The 19,281-nt window shown below is 41.7% G+C and carries 24 protein-coding genes; 2 read left to right on the top strand and 22 right to left on the bottom strand.

Annotated elements, in window-relative coordinates:
• Positions 1 to 2 precede the first annotated feature (2 nt).
• Positions 3 to 842 (bottom strand): CheR family methyltransferase, encoded by an 840-nt coding sequence (locus VK179_10055; GenBank protein ID HLO59075.1) that lies wholly within the window; start codon positions 840 to 842, stop codon positions 3 to 5.
• Between the two features lie 117 nt (positions 843 to 959).
• On the opposite strand from VK179_10055, the gene VK179_10050 reads away from it, so the two are divergent.
• Positions 960 to 1,595 (top strand): nitroreductase family protein, encoded by a 636-nt coding sequence (locus VK179_10050; protein ID HLO59074.1) that lies wholly within the window; start codon positions 960 to 962, stop codon positions 1,593 to 1,595.
• Positions 1,596 to 1,806: 211 nt separating this feature from the next.
• Here the strand turns inward: VK179_10050 and VK179_10045 are convergent, their stop codons facing one another.
• Positions 1,807 to 3,411, bottom strand: a complete 1,605-nt coding sequence (locus VK179_10045; GenBank protein HLO59073.1) for a DUF4139 domain-containing protein — start codon at positions 3,409 to 3,411, stop codon at positions 1,807 to 1,809.
• 144 nt (positions 3,412 to 3,555) lie between these two features.
• Here VK179_10045 and VK179_10040 point away from each other — a divergent pair, with 144 nt between their 5' ends.
• Complete coding sequence (locus VK179_10040) at positions 3,556 to 4,245, top strand: hypothetical protein (GenBank protein ID HLO59072.1); 690 nt, start codon at positions 3,556 to 3,558, stop codon at positions 4,243 to 4,245.
• Between the two features lie 243 nt (positions 4,246 to 4,488).
• Here VK179_10040 and VK179_10035 read toward each other — a convergent pair whose 3' ends face one another.
• The 20 genes from VK179_10035 to VK179_09940 form a co-directional block, all read right to left on the bottom strand.
• Entirely contained in the window at positions 4,489 to 7,077 is a 2,589-nt protein-coding gene (locus VK179_10035; GenBank protein HLO59071.1) for a LamG-like jellyroll fold domain-containing protein, read from the bottom strand.
• Complete coding sequence (locus tag VK179_10030; protein HLO59070.1) at positions 7,074 to 8,432, bottom strand: hypothetical protein; 1,359 nt, start codon at positions 8,430 to 8,432, stop codon at positions 7,074 to 7,076. Before VK179_10030 ends, VK179_10035 begins: the two co-directional genes overlap by 4 nt.
• Entirely contained in the window at positions 8,433 to 8,915 is a 483-nt protein-coding gene (locus VK179_10025) for a hypothetical protein (GenBank protein HLO59069.1), read from the bottom strand.
• A complete protein-coding gene (locus tag VK179_10020; protein HLO59068.1) occupies positions 8,912 to 9,613 on the bottom strand; it encodes a hypothetical protein in 702 nt (233 codons plus the stop codon). The genes VK179_10025 and VK179_10020 overlap by 4 nt, the downstream gene beginning before the upstream one ends.
• Entirely contained in the window at positions 9,610 to 10,104 is a 495-nt protein-coding gene (locus tag VK179_10015) for a hypothetical protein (protein ID HLO59067.1), read from the bottom strand. Before VK179_10015 ends, VK179_10020 begins: the two co-directional genes overlap by 4 nt.
• Positions 10,088 to 10,966 carry a hypothetical protein gene (locus tag VK179_10010; protein HLO59066.1) on the bottom strand — a complete coding sequence of 293 codons (879 nt, stop codon included), beginning with the start codon at positions 10,964 to 10,966 and terminating at the stop codon, positions 10,088 to 10,090. Before VK179_10010 ends, VK179_10015 begins: the two co-directional genes overlap by 17 nt.
• Before the next feature lies 1 nt (position 10,967).
• Positions 10,968 to 11,276 carry a hypothetical protein gene (locus VK179_10005; protein HLO59065.1) on the bottom strand — a complete coding sequence of 103 codons (309 nt, stop codon included), beginning with the start codon at positions 11,274 to 11,276 and terminating at the stop codon, positions 10,968 to 10,970.
• Positions 11,260 to 11,541, bottom strand: a complete 282-nt coding sequence (locus tag VK179_10000) for a hypothetical protein (GenBank protein HLO59064.1) — start codon at positions 11,539 to 11,541, stop codon at positions 11,260 to 11,262. Before VK179_10000 ends, VK179_10005 begins: the two co-directional genes overlap by 17 nt.
• A complete protein-coding gene (locus tag VK179_09995; GenBank protein HLO59063.1) occupies positions 11,541 to 12,050 on the bottom strand; it encodes a hypothetical protein in 510 nt (169 codons plus the stop codon). The genes VK179_10000 and VK179_09995 overlap by 1 nt, the downstream gene beginning before the upstream one ends.
• On the bottom strand, positions 12,047 to 13,060 hold the full coding sequence (locus tag VK179_09990; protein ID HLO59062.1) for a hypothetical protein: 1,014 nt from the start codon (positions 13,058 to 13,060) through the stop codon (positions 12,047 to 12,049). Before VK179_09990 ends, VK179_09995 begins: the two co-directional genes overlap by 4 nt.
• Positions 13,035 to 13,634 (bottom strand): DUF6046 domain-containing protein, encoded by a 600-nt coding sequence (locus VK179_09985; protein HLO59061.1) that lies wholly within the window; start codon positions 13,632 to 13,634, stop codon positions 13,035 to 13,037. The genes VK179_09990 and VK179_09985 overlap by 26 nt, the downstream gene beginning before the upstream one ends.
• Entirely contained in the window at positions 13,631 to 15,397 is a 1,767-nt protein-coding gene (locus VK179_09980) for a tape measure protein (protein HLO59060.1), read from the bottom strand. Before VK179_09980 ends, VK179_09985 begins: the two co-directional genes overlap by 4 nt.
• A 175-nt stretch (positions 15,398 to 15,572) precedes the next feature.
• Positions 15,573 to 15,899, bottom strand: coding sequence for a hypothetical protein (locus VK179_09975; protein HLO59059.1), 327 nt, complete (start codon positions 15,897 to 15,899; stop codon positions 15,573 to 15,575).
• An 11-nt stretch (positions 15,900 to 15,910) separates the two neighbouring features.
• Positions 15,911 to 16,342 carry a hypothetical protein gene (locus VK179_09970; protein HLO59058.1) on the bottom strand — a complete coding sequence of 144 codons (432 nt, stop codon included), beginning with the start codon at positions 16,340 to 16,342 and terminating at the stop codon, positions 15,911 to 15,913.
• On the bottom strand, positions 16,342 to 17,457 hold the full coding sequence (locus tag VK179_09965) for a DUF2586 family protein (GenBank protein ID HLO59057.1): 1,116 nt from the start codon (positions 17,455 to 17,457) through the stop codon (positions 16,342 to 16,344). Before VK179_09965 ends, VK179_09970 begins: the two co-directional genes overlap by 1 nt.
• Positions 17,457 to 17,843: a hypothetical protein gene (locus VK179_09960; protein ID HLO59056.1), complete on the bottom strand. Its 387-nt coding sequence runs from the start codon at positions 17,841 to 17,843 to the stop codon at positions 17,457 to 17,459. Before VK179_09960 ends, VK179_09965 begins: the two co-directional genes overlap by 1 nt.
• On the bottom strand, positions 17,827 to 18,057 hold the full coding sequence (locus tag VK179_09955; GenBank protein HLO59055.1) for a hypothetical protein: 231 nt from the start codon (positions 18,055 to 18,057) through the stop codon (positions 17,827 to 17,829). The genes VK179_09960 and VK179_09955 overlap by 17 nt, the downstream gene beginning before the upstream one ends.
• On the bottom strand, positions 18,057 to 18,548 hold the full coding sequence (locus tag VK179_09950; GenBank protein HLO59054.1) for a hypothetical protein: 492 nt from the start codon (positions 18,546 to 18,548) through the stop codon (positions 18,057 to 18,059). The genes VK179_09955 and VK179_09950 overlap by 1 nt, the downstream gene beginning before the upstream one ends.
• Positions 18,545 to 18,670 carry a hypothetical protein gene (locus VK179_09945; GenBank protein HLO59053.1) on the bottom strand — a complete coding sequence of 42 codons (126 nt, stop codon included), beginning with the start codon at positions 18,668 to 18,670 and terminating at the stop codon, positions 18,545 to 18,547. Before VK179_09945 ends, VK179_09950 begins: the two co-directional genes overlap by 4 nt.
• 138 nt (positions 18,671 to 18,808) lie before the next feature.
• Complete coding sequence (locus VK179_09940; protein ID HLO59052.1) at positions 18,809 to 19,264, bottom strand: hypothetical protein; 456 nt, start codon at positions 19,262 to 19,264, stop codon at positions 18,809 to 18,811.
• Between the last annotated feature and the right edge of the window lie 17 nt (positions 19,265 to 19,281).

Raw genomic sequence — 19,281 nt, 5'->3', positions numbered from 1 at the left:
GTTCAATTTTTAAAATACGCATGGCCTTTTTTCTGAAATTTCGATGCCGGGTTACCCAGTATGGTTTCATGCATTCCCATGATCAGGCATCCTGAATCATAAAGGCTTTGATGAAAAAGATCAAAAACCCGGCATTGCAGGTTATAGTTGAAATAGATGATCACATTCCGGCAAAGGATGAGATCAAACTTCACATACAGCGTGTTATTTTCGGTTACAAGGTCATGCTTTTTAAATACAGGCTTTTCCCTTAAAAAAGGAAGAAGCCGTATAGTGTCGTTTGATTTGTCAAGATCAAGGTACTTGCTATAGGGCACATCGTTATATTCTTCGTAGTTATAAGGGTTTTCCTTGATCACCTTGTCAAAGTTATCCAGGTACGACAGGTTGAAGCGGTATTTGTATTCGCCGCCCCTGGCTATGTCCATAACATCGGTATTGATGTCGGTGGCATATACCCTGGCTTTATCCAGCATATCCATTTCATTCAGAAGGATAAGCATGGAATATACTTCCTGTCCGGTGGAGCAGCCTGCATGCCAGATATTGATGACCGAATTGTTTTTAAACCGGGGAAGTATATTGAACCGGATAGCCTGCCACACCTGTGGGTCCCTGAAAAGTTCGGTTGTGTTAACGGTAACTTCCTTAACAACCTCTTCAACGAAGACAGGATCCGATTTAATTTTTGAAACCAGCATGGTAATGTTCATGGAATGGTCGGTAAGTACTTTCAGAATTCTCCTCTTAAGTGATTTCTCGGAGTACTGACTGAAGTCATACTTCGAAGAAGTCTTTAAAGCAAAGAGAAAGAGCTGATAATCCTGATCCGAAACCATCATACGTTAGACACAAAAATTCGTCTGATTCTCAAATATCTTACAATGCAGTTATGCCTAACAGTCTACCATAAATTGTATCGGCGGGTTTCATTTTTACCTAAAAATATTCTACATTAGATGAAAATATCAGCATCTATGGAGCTTAAGGCAGCAATTGAAGCACGCACCAGCATCAGAATTTACAAAGATGAACCGGTTAACATGGCCGATGTGAAAGAAATGGTCCGTTTAGCCGGGTTGGCGCCAAGTGTAAACAATTTTCAACCGTGGCGATACATCGCGATTACGAACCGTGATTTGCTGAACCGGATGGCCGATGTGGTTGCTGCTAAAATCGAAGAAGTGCCCATGACCAAGTCACTGGCAGCAGCCAATGTGAAGAAACAGGTCACCTGGTTTTCAACCTTTTTCAAGGATGCCCCGGTGCTGCTTGTCCTGGTTACAAGACCTTACGAGACCGTGCTTGAAAGTGCGGTTGAGATGTCACACGACGAAATTAACGTAATCCGGAATTATCCTGACATTCAGAGTGCCGGTGCAAGCATTCAGAATATCCTGCTGGCAGCAGTGGATATGGGATATGGCGCATGCTGGATGAGCGGTTCCATGTTTGCCCGCACCGAAATTGAAGAAATGCTTAAAATAAAGGCGCCTGAGAAAGCTTTGGCTTTTGTGGCACTTGGCAAACCCAAATCAGAACACAAGCCAAAGGAAAAACCCAATCTGGCGGAGTCAATGGAGATTAATGAATAGCCCCGGCCTTCAGGCCGGGGGATCAGATTCCCCCCACATTTCTGGTCCGGTGTTTCTTTAATACCCGATCACTATCGTGTTTATAGTACCTATAGTCCCTGAAAGAACACCGAACACGAACGCCCAATACCCCTCTCTTTCTAATGTCCTGCTGGTGCTGGCAGATTGCTTCGTCGCAAGCTCCTCGCAATGACGTACTTCGTAGGTACGGTTATTCCAAATACACAACCCTATCCTTCGGGTACTTTACTTCAAATGAAACACGGAGTTTCTTTTCAACTGAAGGCTCGATCTTCTGTCTCCAGGTGATCAGGCCGGTTTCTTTGTTGAGGGCACCACCGGAATAATCAAGCCCGCTGATTTCAATATCCTTGTTCATTGAAACCGGCAACTGATCTTCGATCTTCAAATCCACTGACTGCTTTTTATTATTCCTGATGGTGATTTCCCAGGCACGGGTTTCTTTTTTATTGCTGCCTATGACCTTTTCAGAAGTAAAATCTTTCATCTTCACACGGGTTACCACTATGCTTTTATCCCTGCCAAGCGACAGGTCAAGGGTATCTTTCGTGTTCCGTACATCAAGCTGTGATTTGCCCACATAGGTGTCTTCGAAGAAAAGATTCATTTCACCCGACAGCAGGTTGTAATCCTCCCATCCGGTAATTCGTGCAAGTAAGAATGCATCCCTGTCGAGTTTGGGTGCACAGTAATATTCGTAGGTCGCAGGCAGCGTCAGATCCTGGATGTTGATGGTGTATTGCTTGTTATCTGACGGGACATCGTATGGGATTTTGATTGCAAATTCGAGATTGGTTTGATTTTCATTTACAGAAACATAACCGGCTGCCAAAGTGGCTTCGCTTTTCTTTACTTCCATAGGGGCTGCTGCTACCTCTGCGTCCATACTGGTATGTAAGGTAACAGTGTTATATTGCCTAGAATAGATGACAGGCTGCATAAAATCAAGAAACCACGGCTGCAGATCCGGTTTTACACCGCTCTGCCTGGGGTCGGCTGTCGATAATTTGAGCAATACCTTGTTCCAGTCTTCCCCGGTATTCTGGTATACTTTGGCGTTATAAAAAAGGTGAACCGGATTTTGTATATCCTTTGCCCTTACATCATAGGCAGGGACCCATCCCGCCTCATAAACAGTGTAACTGATCTGAAGGTTACCGGTTACCGGTTTATCGGCTGAAACGTTTACAAGCACATCTGAAGTGGGTTCAGAAAGTTTAACATTGAGAACATCAAGCTGATTTTTAATTCTTTCTTTCTTTTCTGTCGTTTCTATAGCCTGGCGTGATAGTTTGATTTCTTCCTTTTTAATCTCGGAAAGTCTCGTACGGTAATAGTCAACTGCCAGTTTCAGGTCATTCAGCACTAATCCTTTGTCTTTGCTTCCGATCACCTGGTTGGCATACAGCATGTTTTCCTCGCTGTTCAGGATGTCCTTATAGCTGCTGATCCAGGCAAGCTGATCTTCATATATTTTAAGCGAATCTTCAAGCATTTTATGCATAGATGATTTTCGCTGTCGGCTCAGGTAATTGGTTTCATGCACAATAGACAGAATTACGAAATTTCCCTCGCCTTTTACCTGGATGCTTTGATCATCGAGGTTGGCAGGCAGATCTGAAAACCGGAATGCGGTGTTTCCTTTCGGTACAGTCACATCAGCCACCCGTGAAATACGGGCACCGTTAAGATATACGGTTACTCCGCTGAGAATAGATTTGATATCAACAGGATCTGCGGCAAAAGAGCTCATATACAAGGTGAAGAAAATGAGAAGGGTGAAACGTGATTTCATGGTGGTAAGATTTTATGAAACAAGAGTATGACTTTAACCGAATCGAAATTAATACAATTATTCATGCAAAAATCCGACCAGTTTTTATTCATGGAATTTAATATAATCCATAGCTTTGTGACAAACCTAATTTCTTTTAACAACATGAAAAAAACCATCTGGATTTCCCTGCTGGGATTTCTCTTTATCACGGGCATGATGGCCCAGGAATGTCCGCTCTATTACCCCGATGCGCTTAACAGCCAGCTTGAATATAAGCAATACGACAAGAAAGGCAAATTAACCGGATCGAGTAAACAGAAGGTCACCGATTTCAAAAAAACAGCTAACGGATATGAAGTAAAGGTGGCTGCAGAAAGTTTTGACGACAAAGGCAAAAGCCTCGGTAATATCAACCTGACAGCCCGTTGTGAAAACGGTATTTTCTTCGTTGACATGAAAAACCTTCTTGGCGCTCAAACACTTGAAGCCTATAAGGATATGGAAATGAAGATTGAAGGCGGAAACCTCGAAATGCCCGGTAACATGAAAGCCGGTGACATTCTTAAAAACGGTGATATGAAAATCGCCTTTTCAAGCGGCGGGATGACGATGATGAATATGACACTGGCCATAACCAACCGTAAGGTGGAAACGATTGAAAATGTAACTACACCGGCCGGAACATTTGAATGTTATAAAATTACCTATGACGCCGCCACCAAAATGATGATCAATGTAAAGACAAAGGCTGCAGAATGGTATTCAAAAGGTGTTGGCCTTGTAAAAAGCGAAACCTACAGCACCGATGGAAAATTGATGGGATCCATGGTACTGGAAGGATTGAAGAAGTAATGGGTCAATGTGCTTATGTGTCAATGTGCTAATGTACCAATGAGTTAATTATAATTGCCAAATCGAAACGTCAACAAATTTAAATCGAATTGTACAATAAATTAAACGCACTTTAAATATAATAATCGATTAAAATGTATCTTTGTAGCGCAAACTTCTGACATTGATTGGACCTCCTTAACAAAAAAAATCCCAAGTACACCTTGGGATTTTTCATTTGATATTCTTACCTCATTAATACGATTACTTCAGAACGTTAATAAAGTTACGTTTTATAATAGCAGTCCCTGTTGGACTTGGATGAACGCCATCACCACTATTCACAAAAGCATCCAGATAACCGTCATGATTCAGATCTAAATCGGTTGTATTATCAGTCATTACGACATCGATACCCGTAATGGCGTTGGCGCCTTCACCTCTTATTGCAGCGTTCAAAGTCTGCCATCTGGTATAATCTACAGTTTGTCGACAAGGAGTCATAGTAGCCGCTATAATCTTACAACTGGCTTTAACGTCTGTATTTATCTGAGTTATTAAGGCTTGATAGTTTGATAAATAATTTTCACCAATGGCCACGTCATTCACACCTACTTCGACTAATACATAGTCAAAACTCTGCTTTGTAACAGGGCTCAATGCGTTCCAGGCTGATAACTGTTGAGTAGCTGTATGTCCTGAAAAGGCTAAATTAGTCATATCGTACTGTTCACCATCACTTACAAACTTGTTGTAAACAGGGACCATGATTGAGTTACCCACGAAGCAAATATTTGTTCCGCTCGTATATCTCACAGCAATACCCTTGCTATCTCCAGAATTACAACCAGTATACATCTCGAAAGTGGCAGTATTATTAGGTATTGTGTACCATCCGGATGGATTCTCATAACCTTTATCTGTTCCATTATTCACACCGGTTCGACCGAAACTATTTAATAATGTTTTTGTACTGCCAGTACCTGAATAGACCTTACAATATGATTCACAATCAGTACCCCAATCTGGAAAGCCGAATTCTTCTTCATCAAATTTGTATTTTATTTGCTGCCCTACTGGCCTTGTAACTGTTTTTGTTACGATACCTTTTTTAAAAACCGGAAAATAAATATCTTTTTGCCCCATATCGTATATAATTCCGGCAGAACTAGTAAATGATTCGTCTTTTAATAAATTTTCCGGCACTATTTCGGAACTTGTAAGCAATGTGGCAGGCATTGATCCACCAATGCCTATTGGACTTCTTACCGATGCCCTCTCAACCACTATATTATCCGTCATTATATAGTAATTTCCTTTAGCAGCATAATAAGATCCAGAACCTCCAAAGAAATAGTCAAATATAAACCACTCCAGTTTACCGAAATCTTTTCCTTGCACAGCAGACCTGGAACGCAAATCCGGCATTAAGGAAACTATTTCGCCATCTAAAGCCGTTTCTAAAAATCCATTGGTATACCCAGGATCATTCACTCTTATATAGGTTGTGATCCTATGCCATTCTCCTTTAGGAATCATTACAAAACCGCATGGGCCACAAAGAAAATAATTTTTTAACTGATCTCTTTGGTACGGGCCGGGCTTCGCTTCCAATCCACCCGAACCCCAAACATACAGATATGCTTTACCTCCCATACCATGTATGCTAGTAGTATCGTAGGTATCCGTTTCGTCGATATTTAAAAAATCGCTCCCAGCTGCACCAAAAAACATTTTTCCGGAATGGCCTCCACCTATACCATCGCCGTTAAACGCTGGATCAATATAATAATCAAATGAAATTTTAAGAGCCTCGTAACTACCTCCTAAGGATATATATGTTTCAAAATTCCTAGTTTCACCCGTATGAATCGTTGATTTAAATACGTTTCCATGTGTTCCACCAACATTCACTATTTCTTGATTTGCCTCAACATTATTATAATACACAAGAGGCCACTTAGCCATGAGTGCATCCACAGACGAGAAGTCGGATGTTGACCAGGCGCTAAAGTCCGTCGAAAGTAAAACGTCCGTAGGCTCCTCAGGATCTGGATCTGGATTTGGATTAGATATGGTATCTAAAACGACATAATAATCCTCATAGTAAATAACCCCAGCCCGATTGGGAATAACTGGAGCTGTTGCCTCTCCTAATTGGAATGAACTGGCACGATTATCGTACAAGCTGTCCACTTGTGAAGAACTAAGCACATAATTATAATATTGAAAGTTATCTATATATCCAGTCATCCAAAACGCACTATGACCATCGCTTCCTGACCCGATTGATAATATTTTATTGTTTGTCCAGGTCGTACCCACGGCTGAATCAGAAAGCGTTAGTTTAACGTTATTCAAGTAAACTCTTATATATCCCGTTGAAGTCGAAATAATCACGATATGGTACCAGGTGTCACTAATTAAAATTGAGTTTGACGAATAAAAGTCATTTGGTGTTACTCCATCTGAGAATCTTCCATATAATCTAGAATTATCTTCATCCCAACGGATATCAAAACCACTTGATCCTGTATTTTCCCTGTTACTAAAAAGAATATGACTTCCAGTATATTCGTAATGCCTTCTAATATTTGCGGAGATCGAAAATGTCCTGTTTGTGATTGTATAGGCTGAATTGCTTTCCCAGTTAGAATATTCAGGTACGGAGTAAGAGTAATTTCCCTGTACTCTATATGTCGATGAATAGGTAGCTGATCCTTGTATGCCGCCTGCAAAATTATTGCCTGATGAATCCGCACCATTACCATCGAAAAGTAGTTTAAAAACGGGTTTCTGAGCCTCTACGCTTAGCGATAAGGCAATTGAAAAAACAAAGGTGATATACTTCATGGCTTCTCCCAAGTTAACAGAACACTAAATCCGGTTGCCACAATTCCTGATCCCCATACCCATTTTGCACAAACTCGATCACCTGTAGCGACATCGTCATTTGCTGTATTGATTGTCGCGTTAGTGGTAAAATTTCCTCCGGTACTTGTCATTATCGCCTCAGTAGTCCCTCGATATCTTGATATATTGACAACAGGAATAGCAGTTCCCTGCGCAGCGCCATAAATAACCTCGACCCTAATTAAATTCCATCCATTATAGTCGGCGCCGATCGGAGCATAAATTGAAGTTAGAGTAGTAGCATCTTGAGTGGTAGTACAAATGATTGCAAATTGTTTTCGCTGTTTTAAAATAACAAGCTTTCCATCTGCATCCACTGATACGATCTGGCCAGCATGACCGGCCAGTTTTGTTGCTGTTATGTCTCCTTTAATTCCACCTTTAACAGCAATTGGCACTTCTGCAACTAACGAATCACGCCAAATTCGAAACAAAGACTTGCCAGCATCAATAAATTCAGTATGCGATCCGGTTGTGCGAGCTATTGTGCTTGTAAATAAATAGTTCGAAGCAGTACCATTATAACCAGGAGCTAATCTAGTACGTTCTAAATTCGATGTAGTAATTCCCAAAATACTACTCGATATATTCATTTGAGCCACACCTGAACTTATCTCTAATGTAGAGGTACCTGGCTGCCATTTTAGATTTTCTGTTCCTCCAATATGATTTGCGGATGTCGCATATGGTATCTGATTAATAGCCAAGGTGAAGTTAGGAGCAGCGGTTTGAATCGCCCTATTAATTAGTTTTCTTATTCCTGCAATTGATAAAGCGGTGGAACTTGCATCTGAATGATTGGGTATTGTGTCATCAGTGAATGCCCTCATATAATCTTGGTAAGGAAAATATGGATCACCATTTTTCCCAAACCATAATGTTTGTAAGCCAGAAAGTGTAGTTCCAATTGTATAGTTTTGTGAAAATCTAATGTATGAACTATCCGCTCCATTAGGTGATAATTCTATAGCGGATGATGAGTATCTCTTAATGTATCCACTACCAACAAATTTCATGCTATTAATCAGATATATATCCTGTAGGGTATCTGATACATTAATAGTATATCCTTCAGCAACAGGCATTAATGATTGCCAGGCATTCGAATAATATATCCATAAAGTATCATTGAAATTTTCTAATTGTCCAGGATGTCCAATAATAGGTAGGGATGGTTGTGGTTTAGGATATAAATAACCATCAATTTCTACATCTCTGTTAATCCTGTGTGGTGTCTGACATGATGCGTTATATATAGCACATACAAACATAAAAGAAATTACCAGATGTCTCATTTAATTTTGAATTAATGTTTTTCTTATATCAGTTATGTAAAGTAATCCGTCAATCTGATTAGCCAAATTGTCAGACCAGGTAAGCCTAAGATCATTACCGGTTATTTCTTTACCAAATATGAATCCGGTGACGTCTAAATCTGAATCCTGGATGAGAATTGAATTAGCACGATTGTCAACCCTGATCACCCCCATTTCATAGAGGTCACCTCTTACAATTACGTATTCAATTCTTATCGTATAGCATAAAGTAATATCACCAATGACTAAATATCCGGAAACTGCATTTTGAAGCTCAATTGGTGCTATTACTGATTCTACGTTCGCTTTGTTATTAAGAGCATCCTGAAGTCCCGATATCTTCTCAATGGAAAGCACATCTTCATCACGATGAAATAATGAATCAATCAATTCTGCAAATTGTGCCTGAGATGGCTTATCACCTGTCTCAAACCATGTTTTAAGTACATTTCTTGCTGTCATAATACATAATCAATTACGATATATCCACGATTGTAGGAAGTAGAATTATATGAGTCATTTACCGCAAATCGTCCAGGTGAAGCGTCTCTAGTTAGAGCGATTCTTGCATTACCTCCATTTGAAGAAACTGAATAATTGCCAGCTTCTAAAAGATCTCTCATAACATATTGTCCTTCATCTCCGCGAATTAGGACTTTGATTGATCTTATTTTATCCCATTCCAGTGTATTATCGTCAACATTTATATTGGCTGTTGTTTGCATATTCCAGTCGCCGATATTGATAACTTTTCGGCGCATGCTGCCTGATCCGGTAATGGTATCAAGTGAAAGAGTAGGATTTTCAATCACCTCTGGTGCTCTCCGAAAAGCAGACCATAACAATTGATTATTCAGTGTCCCCCAGACAAGTTTCTTAACTGTAGTGGTATAAGTCGCATCACCAACAGTAATAACAGAATCTGTTGTTTCAACCCTAACCCAATTTTGCATCGGACCACCATCAAATTTCAATATCGTTCCACCAACGACCACATATCCTGCATTTACGGATCCCCCAACTGTCTCACATCCGGAAATGATATAATTTCCCGTTAAAATACCAGCAATCTTTTCAATATCCTTTATAGCATTCTGGAGGAATGTAAAAACAGACGTAGTCAATGGAAAATCATTTTTGTTAAAATCTATTGTATTCATGCATAAAGAATTTTATACCGTTTGCTTATCAATTTGTAATTATTCAGAATAGACATCATTCTATATTCTTGGGCCTGAGTCAGACTAAAAGGCACCTTAACCGTAAAATCCTGGCCTCCTGAAAAAGAGCTGCTATCATGAATTAAAGGGGTCACACTATCATGACCGCTCCTCACTTTGTGAATCATTAACGGCTTGTTAGCTTCATCCGTGTGAATCAGCAAGACAGTCTTCTCAGGATTATCTAATATGATGATTCTCCTTTCTGTATTATCAAATGTGTCATTCAAAACTTTTTGCAGGTAACATACCTGGGGAGTGATAGCGGTTCTGTACTCTACATCCGACCGGTATAGTATAAATGCATTATAAATGATTACAATGGGTGAAACAAGCGATTTAAGCCAGTTTAGCGTAAACTCACTTCTGAGCTTCGGAGGAAGCAGCCACCTGATCAGCTTATTATAATCAATGCTATAAATTGAAGCCATATGGGATCCAGTTAATTGTTAAATCATTGTCATAAATTTTAAGCCAACCTGCTTCCGGATTGTACTTTGCAGAAATGATTTCCCATTCATAAGCACCCCAACAAGCTTCTGTGCTTAATATCTGAGGTATTTTAATACCATTCACAGCCTGTATGGCATCGGTAAGGCCTGCATTGGTAAATTCGCCATTGAATGGCAAGCTCTCAATGTAGGAATTGATCGCTTTTTGCAATGGTGTATTATCTGTCCCATCCAAACGTTTACCTTCGTTATCCAGTACCATTGGATCAAAATAAGCATCAATAACCAGGCGTAGATGATCAGGATCCTGAGAGATAAACCGGATCTTCACACCGGCATCCTTTACAGATTGCATGTAAATGTAAAAGGCAAGCTTCTCTCCGCTTCCTCCGGATGAACCCGTCATGGGTCCTGAAACTCCTGTATTTGGCCATTCTCCGGATAACTTATCCAATGTATTATCTAATGCCTTGGCAACCTTTAATTTTAAATATCCATCAACACTTTCAACAGCTGAGGCATATTGTATGATTTTGGCCGTTTCATCGTCTACCAGGTATCGATCTGTATCCTGGATAAGTGAATGACCATATTGAAAAGCCAGCGCCTTATTACAGTACCATGAAGGCCAATGTGGCGTCAGGTTATTTATTATGCCTTCAACTTCAGTTTTATGCGTATCAAAAAGCATTTCAAGGGTCCAAATGGCACTGGCAATAATGAAGGTAAAAAGCCTCCATACGCTTACTTTTGACGTTGAATTGATTTTGACTGAAAGTGTGCTGTCAGCCTGGACCAGGTCAATGATTTGATTTTGAATTTGAGTGATTGTTCTTGCCATATTATAATACAATAAAATCCATTCCTACACTCCAGTACCCTATCCCATCCAGTATCGGCTCTTCGCCTTCTTCATTTACTACATACCCGAAAGCAGTCGCAGGCACCACATTATCAAGCCTGATTTTCCTTAATTCACTGATATTAATATCCAAATCATCAACTTGAATTACCTCACCGGCTGCCAGGTCATCGGTAAGTGAAATGCCGTTCTTAAAGGCTATTTGGAACAACCCTGCCAGTTCCCCGGTTTCCTGTATGGCAATGTCGGCCAAAGTCTGGCCTTTTAATATTTTAACTTCTTTCAGCATCAATACGCAATTCACTGTCGTTATAGGTAATCATCAACACATTCAATCCGTCAGCCTTAAACTGTCTTTTAATCTCCATGATCATAGCCTGCGGATTCTCCTCATTCACATAATTGATAATACCACAACCGGCTAAAGGATTTTCTTTCCACTCTCCCTTAACAGAAGCCAATAATAACCGTTGCTGCTGTTGCAATTCGTCCTTGCAAACAAAGTCACCGTTTTCAGTTTCGGGTATATAATCGTTATCCAGTACAAAATCCATCAATGCACAATTTTATCGTCTTCAATATCTGAAGCAGTTGTTTGGGTTAGTTGCTGTGCCATCCATGTAGCCGAGGCTACTTTAAGTGCCGCACCTCCGTCCTGGGTGACCGGTGTCCAGGTACTAAATACCTGTTTCAGGCTGTTGATATCCTGCTCGATTTTATTTAGCCTGGATACAAGGTCGCTCACAATAACCAATCCTCCGTTTTGCCCTTTATTTAGGGTAATTTTGGTTACTGAAGTAAAGGCAAGCACCTGGTAGTAATCCCCGGTTTCATCCAATCTGCCGGCAAGGATCCAGGATCCGACTTCCGGAAGCAGGATAAATCCTTTTTCACTTCCTTCAGCCGCGTTTAAACGGGCTTTAAATTCCAATTCATCAATCTCTATAGTACAGGTAGAGTCACTTTCATGAACAGCTTTCACCACTGCAGGAACCAAAACCGGTAAAGTCCTGGACAGATCCCGGAGTTTCTCAAGTATTTCAGCCTTCTTCTTTGCGCTCATGATGCCTGTAGTTTAATACCAATTCCCACTTCGCGCCTGGCTCCCTGTGTGCCCCACGTGGTCATTACAGAATCAATATAGTAGTTGCCTGAGCGCACCGGAAAACGCTCATCATTCAGTATGGCAGTCATTCCCGGAACCGCTTTCGGAATTAAGAAGGTCAATAACTTGCCTTCGTAACCGTCAAATTTGAGTTTGTTCAGCTGCTGGGTGGCTAACCTGGTTAAATCTGTCTTTGAGGTAATGTTATAAAAGAACAGCGTGCGCAGCTCCCCGTCCTGGTCACCGACTTCCACTTCTGTCCGGGTGTTGTTACCGCTTACACCAATAGCCTTAATTTTCAATAAAACATCCTCCTTATTGCGGTACTTCAGATCGTCGGCATTAATCACATTTACATTGGATCCGTTCAGAAAATACTTAACGGTACCGGTGCTTTTTGTGTAGGCCAATCCGGCATATAACCGATTACTCTCATCCAGGTAAACCGTCAATCCGAAATCGTCTTTGAGTTTCTGAAGAGCAAAAGCTCCTGAAGCATTTTTAATACTATAAGGAGACATAGTTATAGCGGGAACTTCAGATGACAAAGTGATATCAGTACCGGAAACAATTTCCTTCAAAATATCTTGTAGAGTAGTAGAAGCCCACACTTTATTAATATTCTTTTTCCTAAGCGGGTAAATGTTCTCACATTCAATCTCCAGCGGAATCTTATGATTGATCACCTTTACATAACCAGTGTATTCAATTCCTGAATATATGCCATTATAGGAAAGTTCAATACTGACCGGCATACCCACGGTGATCAGACGGGCCGTTTCCACTGTGGTTTTTTCACCTTTGCTTACCAAAACTGCAGAAATCGGCAAAACAATAACTGCAGTGGATGAAACAAGATCAATGCTCTTTTCAATCTTCACTTCGGTACACCTGTTGAAGGTGTAACCGCCTATAGATATATTGCAGCCAAGTATGAACATACTAATACACGAGCAAAAAGTCTTCATCACTTAATAATGTGAAAGAATAGGGCTGTGAATAGGGTCTTCCGGTAATGGCCGGCAAACTCTTGGTTTCCAATACCACATTCTTTATTTCATAAAATGCAGTGAGCATCGATACAATTTCAATACTGCCTTTGTAATTCCAGATGGTTTTTAAAATCTCAACCTGTTTAGTAGGGTAACCTTTCCGAGTCGGATCCAGGCATAGTCCTTGTATGGTTATAGCAATATCATCTTCACCAATCAGCTCTTTTACCGTTCCCCGTTTAGTATTACCGGCCAGGGACGTCTTAATGATATTGTTTTTAAAATCCAGCGTCATACTCGGCTCAAGTGGAAGCTGCAAGAGTTTCCCTTCGATCCGGAAACCAACCGGCAGGTAATATTTCACACCAAAAGCAGGTCCCTGTATATTTAATTCCCCACTATCAGGCCAGGATACTGATGATTTATTCAGGGGATTTACTTCTACCTGGGTAGATCCGGATCCCTTCCGGGGGATCCCAGGGAATGGTACACCAACTCCACCAAAACTGGCCGGAAATAAGTTCTCTAATTTGAATAATGCCGGCGTCATTGGGTTGATATTTTAGCGGATGAATTAAGAACCCTTAAGAACATATCTACAAACTGACCTTCAATATCAGTAAGGCTTTCCTTTAGGTTCGCTGCATGGACCTCTATTTTTTCATTCAGTTTCTGCAGGTTTATGGTAATATTTGTTGGTTTGGATCCACCGGAGATGATATTATTTGAAGTTTCGCTTACCGTATTGAAATTCATTCCTCTCGATCCGGCATTTGCGGTATTCTTATCATACTTTTCAAGTTCCGCATTTACCTTATCCAGGGCAAGCTTCAAGGTCATTAACTTCTCATCCGGACCAGTGATTCCTAATTGATCCAGTTTTCTTTGTGTGCTCACTACCTGGTCCTGGAGCATAGTCTGAAATGAACCGAGCGCATTGATTCCGCTTTCAGCAATCATTTTGTCAAACTTGTCCATCCAGGCATATGCTCCGCCTTCCAGATTGACACCTACATCAATTCCATTCGAACTGATAATTCCGTACTTGGCAAGCATTTCATCAACGCTTCTTCGCCTGGCAATTTCATCCGTATTGGTCAGCTGGTCATTGTATGACCGCTGAGCTTCGCTTGCTTCATTAGCTGCAGTCCTGGCTCTTCCCAACCAAGAGACAAGCATAGCCAATCCTGTTACAGCTAATCCAATGGCATTAGCCTTCATGGCTTTACTCAGTCCAATCCATTGTATCTTTGCCAACCTGGCTATATTGGTTAAGGCGAAAGTCTCTGCAGTAGCAAATTTTAATTGGAAGCGCATGGCGAACAAGCCATAACTTGCAGCTTTGTAAGCAGGCACCAGGTATTTCATCCATATATTAACTCCCATGGTAGCTGCCTTGAATATCAGCATGGCCTTGGCTCCTTGGTATGCAATTTTTACCCATTTTGCAACGGTGGCCGCATTGATATTAACTCGTTCGGTCCACTCAAGAAATTTACCTGATATACTTTCAATGGTCTTTAAATTACCGATTAATGCATCTTGCATTTTTGAAGAAAGATTACCAAAACCGGTCTGCAACTGACCCGTGATGTTACTCCAAACACCAAAGGCCTCTTTAGTCATCCGGTTCATCATGCCATGGAACCTTCCGCCTTCTTCCGTCGCTGACCGAAATGCGTCTTCAATCATTTTTGAAGATATAGCACCATTTTCCATCTGTTTGCGCAAAACAGCCATTGAAATACCAGTTTTTCTGCTTATTTCTTGTAAGGGATTGAAACCGGCATTAACCATCTGCAGAAGTTCTTGTCCCATCATTTTACCTGCAGCCTGGCTCTGAGCATAAGCTAAGGCAAGGGCCTCAAATCGTTCTGCATTTCCTGAAGCAATATCACCTATTGTTTGAATGCCCGGCATAATCTTATCTTCAGCCACACCAAAACTGAGCATGGTAACAGCTGCTTTATTCACCTGACTGTTCAGGTAAGGAGTGATATTGGCATATCGCTTCAGCTGAGCATATAAATCATCTCCCTTCTGGGCCGATGAGGCAAGTGTTTCAAATTGAATTTGAGTTTGTTTCAGTTCGGTTCCCCAACGGGCCAGGGTGCGAATTCCCTGCATACCTAAATAGCCACCTATGGCATTACGGAGTGTATTACCATAATTGGCTGTTGAGCGGTTTAACTTATCCTGGGCATTGGTGATTTTGTTATACTCCGAAACAGACAATGACGCTACCTTTCGCATGGTAGCGCTCATTTTATCATTGAGATAAATTATGTATTCGTATTGCTGCGCGGTGCCCATTGTGTCTGATTAAAATTGCTCAATGCTTCCTCCTGGCGGATCCTTTCCAGCATCTTTACCTGCAGCGCCCATTCCTGGTCAGATAATTTTTCGGGTTGGTCGGTTTTGAAATAGTACTTCAGCAGGAAATTGCTGTAACCTATTTCGTCAGTCTGGGCTATTTCACCGGCAACCCTTAGAGCTCCTTTACCTCAAACTTCGCTTTTTCAATAACGGCATCAAGCTGTTCTGATACTCCGAGGAAAAGCTGATCATTGGTCTTTATTTCCTCATCGCCATCAAGCCAGGTGTTGAGCAGGATCGTTTCGTTAAACTTATGAGCATCAAAGTGCGAAGATCCATCAGCATTCTTCAAAATAGCTGCCATATTCGCCATACTCAGATCATTGCGGTTAACCCTTCTTAACAGGCAGCTTTTTGAAGGATCGTCAGCGCATTGAAATAAAAACACTTTACCATGCTGCTTTTTCAGTTCGTCTATTTTTTGTTGTGTAAATTCCATACCCTATATAATTAAACCTGTGCGACTTTGCCTAAAAATACAATCGGAAGACTTACTTCCATGAATTTATCCCCCTGCTTCATTCCTTTGGCTTCCTCGGTGAATTCACAACCTACCAGCGTGTCGGTAGTAGGCCTTTCTCCGACGTTAGCATAGGAAACCTGGACATCAAATCCGGGGATATCAGTCAGATCTGCATAACCTGCGGTTTTTGCAGCCTTGGTAATGGCTTCAAGCTCACTCTGCAAAAGGGTTATATTGCCTGAATACTCTTTATTTCCTGTTTGAATGGCAAGAGGTTCCTCTCCGGCGCCATATACCGCTTCCTTGTCTTTTTTTACGGTGTATTCAACACCGCGCAAACCGGTAACAAGCCTGCCAAACAGAAATACTTTCACAGCATTCCAGGCATATTGTTTTGTACTGAAGGTTGGTGCAGTCATTATGCTATAGAGTTAGTCAGTCCCAAATTGATCGTTATTTTGCTGCTGTGACCTACAGGTTGGATATCAAGGCTACCTGACACCTCACTGGTAGCAATCACATCCTGCTGATCATCGAAGAAAGCCTTACGGCCCGAAATTTCACCATTTGCAGTCATCTGACGGTCGATAGCTTCTTCAACAGCTGCCTGCATGTGTTTTACATAGCCGGCCTGAAGCTTGCCTTCAGCATCCACGTATACTTCCTCGTTCAGTTCGTTCAGGTAAACACCATATGCCACAACAAAGGCTTTGTCAATGGTTCTGCAGTTTACAATCGTTCCGTAATCATCGGTATTGGCAGTTGCCATAGGCATGCCCATAAAGTAATAACCGGCTTTTCCGATGAGAATTCCGAGAACAATATAACCTGCATCGTGCAGGGCTTTCACCTTTACCATGTCATCTTCCACATTGGTAGGGGTTCCTGCAGCACCGTCAAGACGGGCGTCGGTTATGGGCATAGGACCGTCTTTCACGCGTCCCGGATGCCGCTGAACCGGAGTAGAAGCAAGCCTTCCAAGAAGAAGTCCTATTTCATCACCACGATACGAAACCACTACACCTACGCCATTATCGGTAAGACTGGTAAGTGCTGAAATCACGTCTGCAGTCCTGAAGCTGTAAGGCAGAAATACGCGTAACGGGCTTTTCTGAGCTACAGAATATTCATACATATCTTGAGCCTTACCAATGGTGGCTGCCATAGCTGCCAGCAGCATCGTGCCTACAACGCCAATAAACCTGATTTCACCGTTTCCGGCTTCCATGAGTTGTTTGGCATACGGCAAGTCATCAACCGGATCCACGGCTTCAGAAATAACCGTCGTGCTGGCCACCGGCATGATGTATATCTTATATCCATCTGCCAGGGCAAAATAGTATTCCAGGGCTTTTACCAGCTTTAATTCTGCAGGCAGATCCACAAACCTCGAATAACTCTTCACGTCACCAAAGGCATGGCCAGTTGGTGAGCTGGCCATCAGAACAATCAAACCCGGAACACCGTTCCCCAGGTCATCCACTCTTCCGAGCCGGCCATTCTGTAATATGATGCTTACTTCAGGAAAGTTCATTATTCAGGTTGTTTTACAGTAAGGCTCATTTTGTATTCTTCCAGGGCAACCAGCAGGTTGTCCTTTGAATTGCTTACCGGGGTAAGTTCAAGAACTTTTACCAGGTCTTTTACTAACTGGTAGTCCATATTATCGTCAAGTTCACTTTCCTTCAGGAAAGCAACTGCCTCTTCTTTGGTCCAACCCGTCGATTCATCGGTCGGAATGTTTGCAACTTCTGCAGGAGATTCAACCCATTTCTGCTTAGTCTTGCGGGCATGGTCCTCGCATGGACTCTTCTCAAGGAAGCAGTTTCCATCTTCGGTAAAATAAAGCGTCCGTCCCGGATACAGCGCCCTGTATTCGTCAACCCGTTGTGCAAAATCCTTTTTACTGAGCTTGTTCATTGTTCCTGTTTTTTCGTTTGAATAACCTGAATCGTTTTTTCTTTTCCTCTGCTTCCCTGGGAGTGATGATCGATGTAATTTCATTATCCTTGCCTTTGGCCTTCACTTTATCAAAGTGATACTCGTTTACCGGTTTTGTGCCGTATTTTGCTCCCAGGAACAAACCGGCAGCAAAACCGACAAAGAGTAGCGCTAATCCCTGCCAGGCGTTCATTATTCCTTCTTTTTAAAGGATATAAGCTCTTTGAACTTATCCCTGACGTCTTTCGCTTTGGCTCTGATAATAGCTATTTCCTCTTTGGATACGTTATTATCCGCAAGGGCTTTATCAATTTCAACTCCCGCACTTATGACGGCGGTACCCACAGATACAAGCTGACCCAATTTCAATTTGAATTTCGCCATGAAACCGCCCAAAATAACCGTAAGTACGGATAGCACAATATTCAGGATGGTCGAAAAGTCAAGCTTGCTGCCAGTATCCTTAACCGGTTCGGTGTCCTGGACAAAAACAGCTCCTGCTGCAGCCACATTCTCTTCATAGGTAGCGTTTACCATCAGATCTGCCTGCTCAGCGTTACCCTGATCGGCGTAAAGTGCTGTGGAGGCTTTCTGTTTTCCCTGTAAATCATCAGTTTTTGAACATGCCGTGAAGGCGATTGCTGCCACAAGCAGCGCTGTTAAAAGAAATCCAATTTTTTTCATGCTTTTTTTACAAGTTTTTTGATCTGTTTAACAATGAGTTCAATAAGTAACTTTCCAATATACCCGGCTGCTCCTCCTATAAATCCTACTATGACTGCCTCAATGACGTTCGATGTAGTCATATATGTAAAAATTGTGCTGAGTGACCCTAAACCTACACTCGGTAATGCTCCTTTCATTCTCATGGTTTTAAAAAAATCCGGACAGACATCGCTGCCCGGATTTCAGCATGGACAAAAAACAGATCCGGGTATGGTATTTTAAAGACCGATTTTCAGGTATTGATTTCCTAAGCGCGCTCGTGCTCCTGAAGCAGCTGCCTTTAGGGTACACTTCAGAAATCTCCAGTTCACCGTAGTGGTAGACGAATTGAATACGACCGTAGTATCCGCCGTAGCCTGCTTCCAGGCAATGGGATTTCCGATCGCAAAATAATCAACTCCGTTTATGGATCCGTAAAGGATGAACTGGCAGGCTTTTGCAGTTGATGTGCGGGTAGCCTTAGCGGTCAGAATATACGTATATGCCAGAGGCTTATCCACCAGGAATATCTTTCCTTTTTCGGTGTTGGTATTCACAGTGTCTGTAGCCTGTATGGTAGTGCAGGATCGGTATGTGTCATCCGTTGAGAATTTCACATCCTGAGCTCTAACGGGTGCAATTGCCATCATGATGGAAAAGGCCAGGAACCCGATAATCAATTTCAATGCTTTCATAGCTGTTAAAGGGTATT

This window comes from Bacteroidales bacterium (genome assembly GCA_035299085.1).
Lineage (GTDB): Bacteria > Bacteroidota > Bacteroidia > Bacteroidales > UBA10428 > UBA5072.
This window is presented reverse-complemented; position numbering and strand designations above follow the sequence as displayed.

Excerpts from the sequence above, each read along its gene's own strand:
- VK179_09985 (HLO59061.1), bottom strand. The coding sequence starts at position 13,634 with ATGACGCCGGCATTATTCAAATTAGAGAACTTATTTCCGGCCAGTTTT.
- VK179_09965 (HLO59057.1), bottom strand. The coding sequence starts at position 17,457 with ATGAACTTTCCTGAAGTAAGCATCATATTACAGAATGGCCGGCTCGGA.
- VK179_09955 (HLO59055.1), bottom strand. The coding sequence starts at position 18,057 with ATGAACGCCTGGCAGGGATTAGCGCTACTCTTTGTCGGTTTTGCTGCC.
- VK179_09940 (HLO59052.1), bottom strand. The coding sequence starts at position 19,264 with ATGAAAGCATTGAAATTGATTATCGGGTTCCTGGCCTTTTCCATCATG.
- VK179_10045 (HLO59073.1), bottom strand. The coding sequence starts at position 3,411 with ATGAAATCACGTTTCACCCTTCTCATTTTCTTCACCTTGTATATGAGC.
- VK179_10020 (HLO59068.1), bottom strand. The coding sequence starts at position 9,613 with ATGAATACAATAGATTTTAACAAAAATGATTTTCCATTGACTACGTCT.
- VK179_09995 (HLO59063.1), bottom strand. The coding sequence starts at position 12,050 with ATGAGCGCAAAGAAGAAGGCTGAAATACTTGAGAAACTCCGGGATCTG.
- VK179_10005 (HLO59065.1), bottom strand. The coding sequence starts at position 11,276 with ATGCTGAAAGAAGTTAAAATATTAAAAGGCCAGACTTTGGCCGACATT.
- VK179_09950 (HLO59054.1), bottom strand. The coding sequence starts at position 18,548 with ATGAAAAAAATTGGATTTCTTTTAACAGCGCTGCTTGTGGCAGCAATC.
- VK179_10040 (HLO59072.1), top strand. The coding sequence starts at position 3,556 with ATGAAAAAAACCATCTGGATTTCCCTGCTGGGATTTCTCTTTATCACG.
- VK179_10015 (HLO59067.1), bottom strand. The coding sequence starts at position 10,104 with ATGGCTTCAATTTATAGCATTGATTATAATAAGCTGATCAGGTGGCTG.
- VK179_10000 (HLO59064.1), bottom strand. The coding sequence starts at position 11,541 with ATGGATTTTGTACTGGATAACGATTATATACCCGAAACTGAAAACGGT.
- VK179_09960 (HLO59056.1), bottom strand. The coding sequence starts at position 17,843 with ATGAACAAGCTCAGTAAAAAGGATTTTGCACAACGGGTTGACGAATAC.
- VK179_09980 (HLO59060.1), bottom strand. The coding sequence starts at position 15,397 with ATGGGCACCGCGCAGCAATACGAATACATAATTTATCTCAATGATAAA.
- VK179_09990 (HLO59062.1), bottom strand. The coding sequence starts at position 13,060 with ATGAAGACTTTTTGCTCGTGTATTAGTATGTTCATACTTGGCTGCAAT.
- VK179_10035 (HLO59071.1), bottom strand. The coding sequence starts at position 7,077 with ATGAAGTATATCACCTTTGTTTTTTCAATTGCCTTATCGCTAAGCGTA.
- VK179_10010 (HLO59066.1), bottom strand. The coding sequence starts at position 10,966 with ATGGCAAGAACAATCACTCAAATTCAAAATCAAATCATTGACCTGGTC.
- VK179_09975 (HLO59059.1), bottom strand. The coding sequence starts at position 15,899 with ATGGAATTTACACAACAAAAAATAGACGAACTGAAAAAGCAGCATGGT.
- VK179_10055 (HLO59075.1), bottom strand. The coding sequence starts at position 842 with ATGATGGTTTCGGATCAGGATTATCAGCTCTTTCTCTTTGCTTTAAAG.
- VK179_10050 (HLO59074.1), top strand. The coding sequence starts at position 960 with ATGAAAATATCAGCATCTATGGAGCTTAAGGCAGCAATTGAAGCACGC.
- VK179_10030 (HLO59070.1), bottom strand. The coding sequence starts at position 8,432 with ATGAGACATCTGGTAATTTCTTTTATGTTTGTATGTGCTATATATAAC.
- VK179_09970 (HLO59058.1), bottom strand. The coding sequence starts at position 16,342 with ATGACTGCACCAACCTTCAGTACAAAACAATATGCCTGGAATGCTGTG.
- VK179_10025 (HLO59069.1), bottom strand. The coding sequence starts at position 8,915 with ATGACAGCAAGAAATGTACTTAAAACATGGTTTGAGACAGGTGATAAG.
- VK179_09945 (HLO59053.1), bottom strand. The coding sequence starts at position 18,670 with ATGACTACATCGAACGTCATTGAGGCAGTCATAGTAGGATTTATAGGA.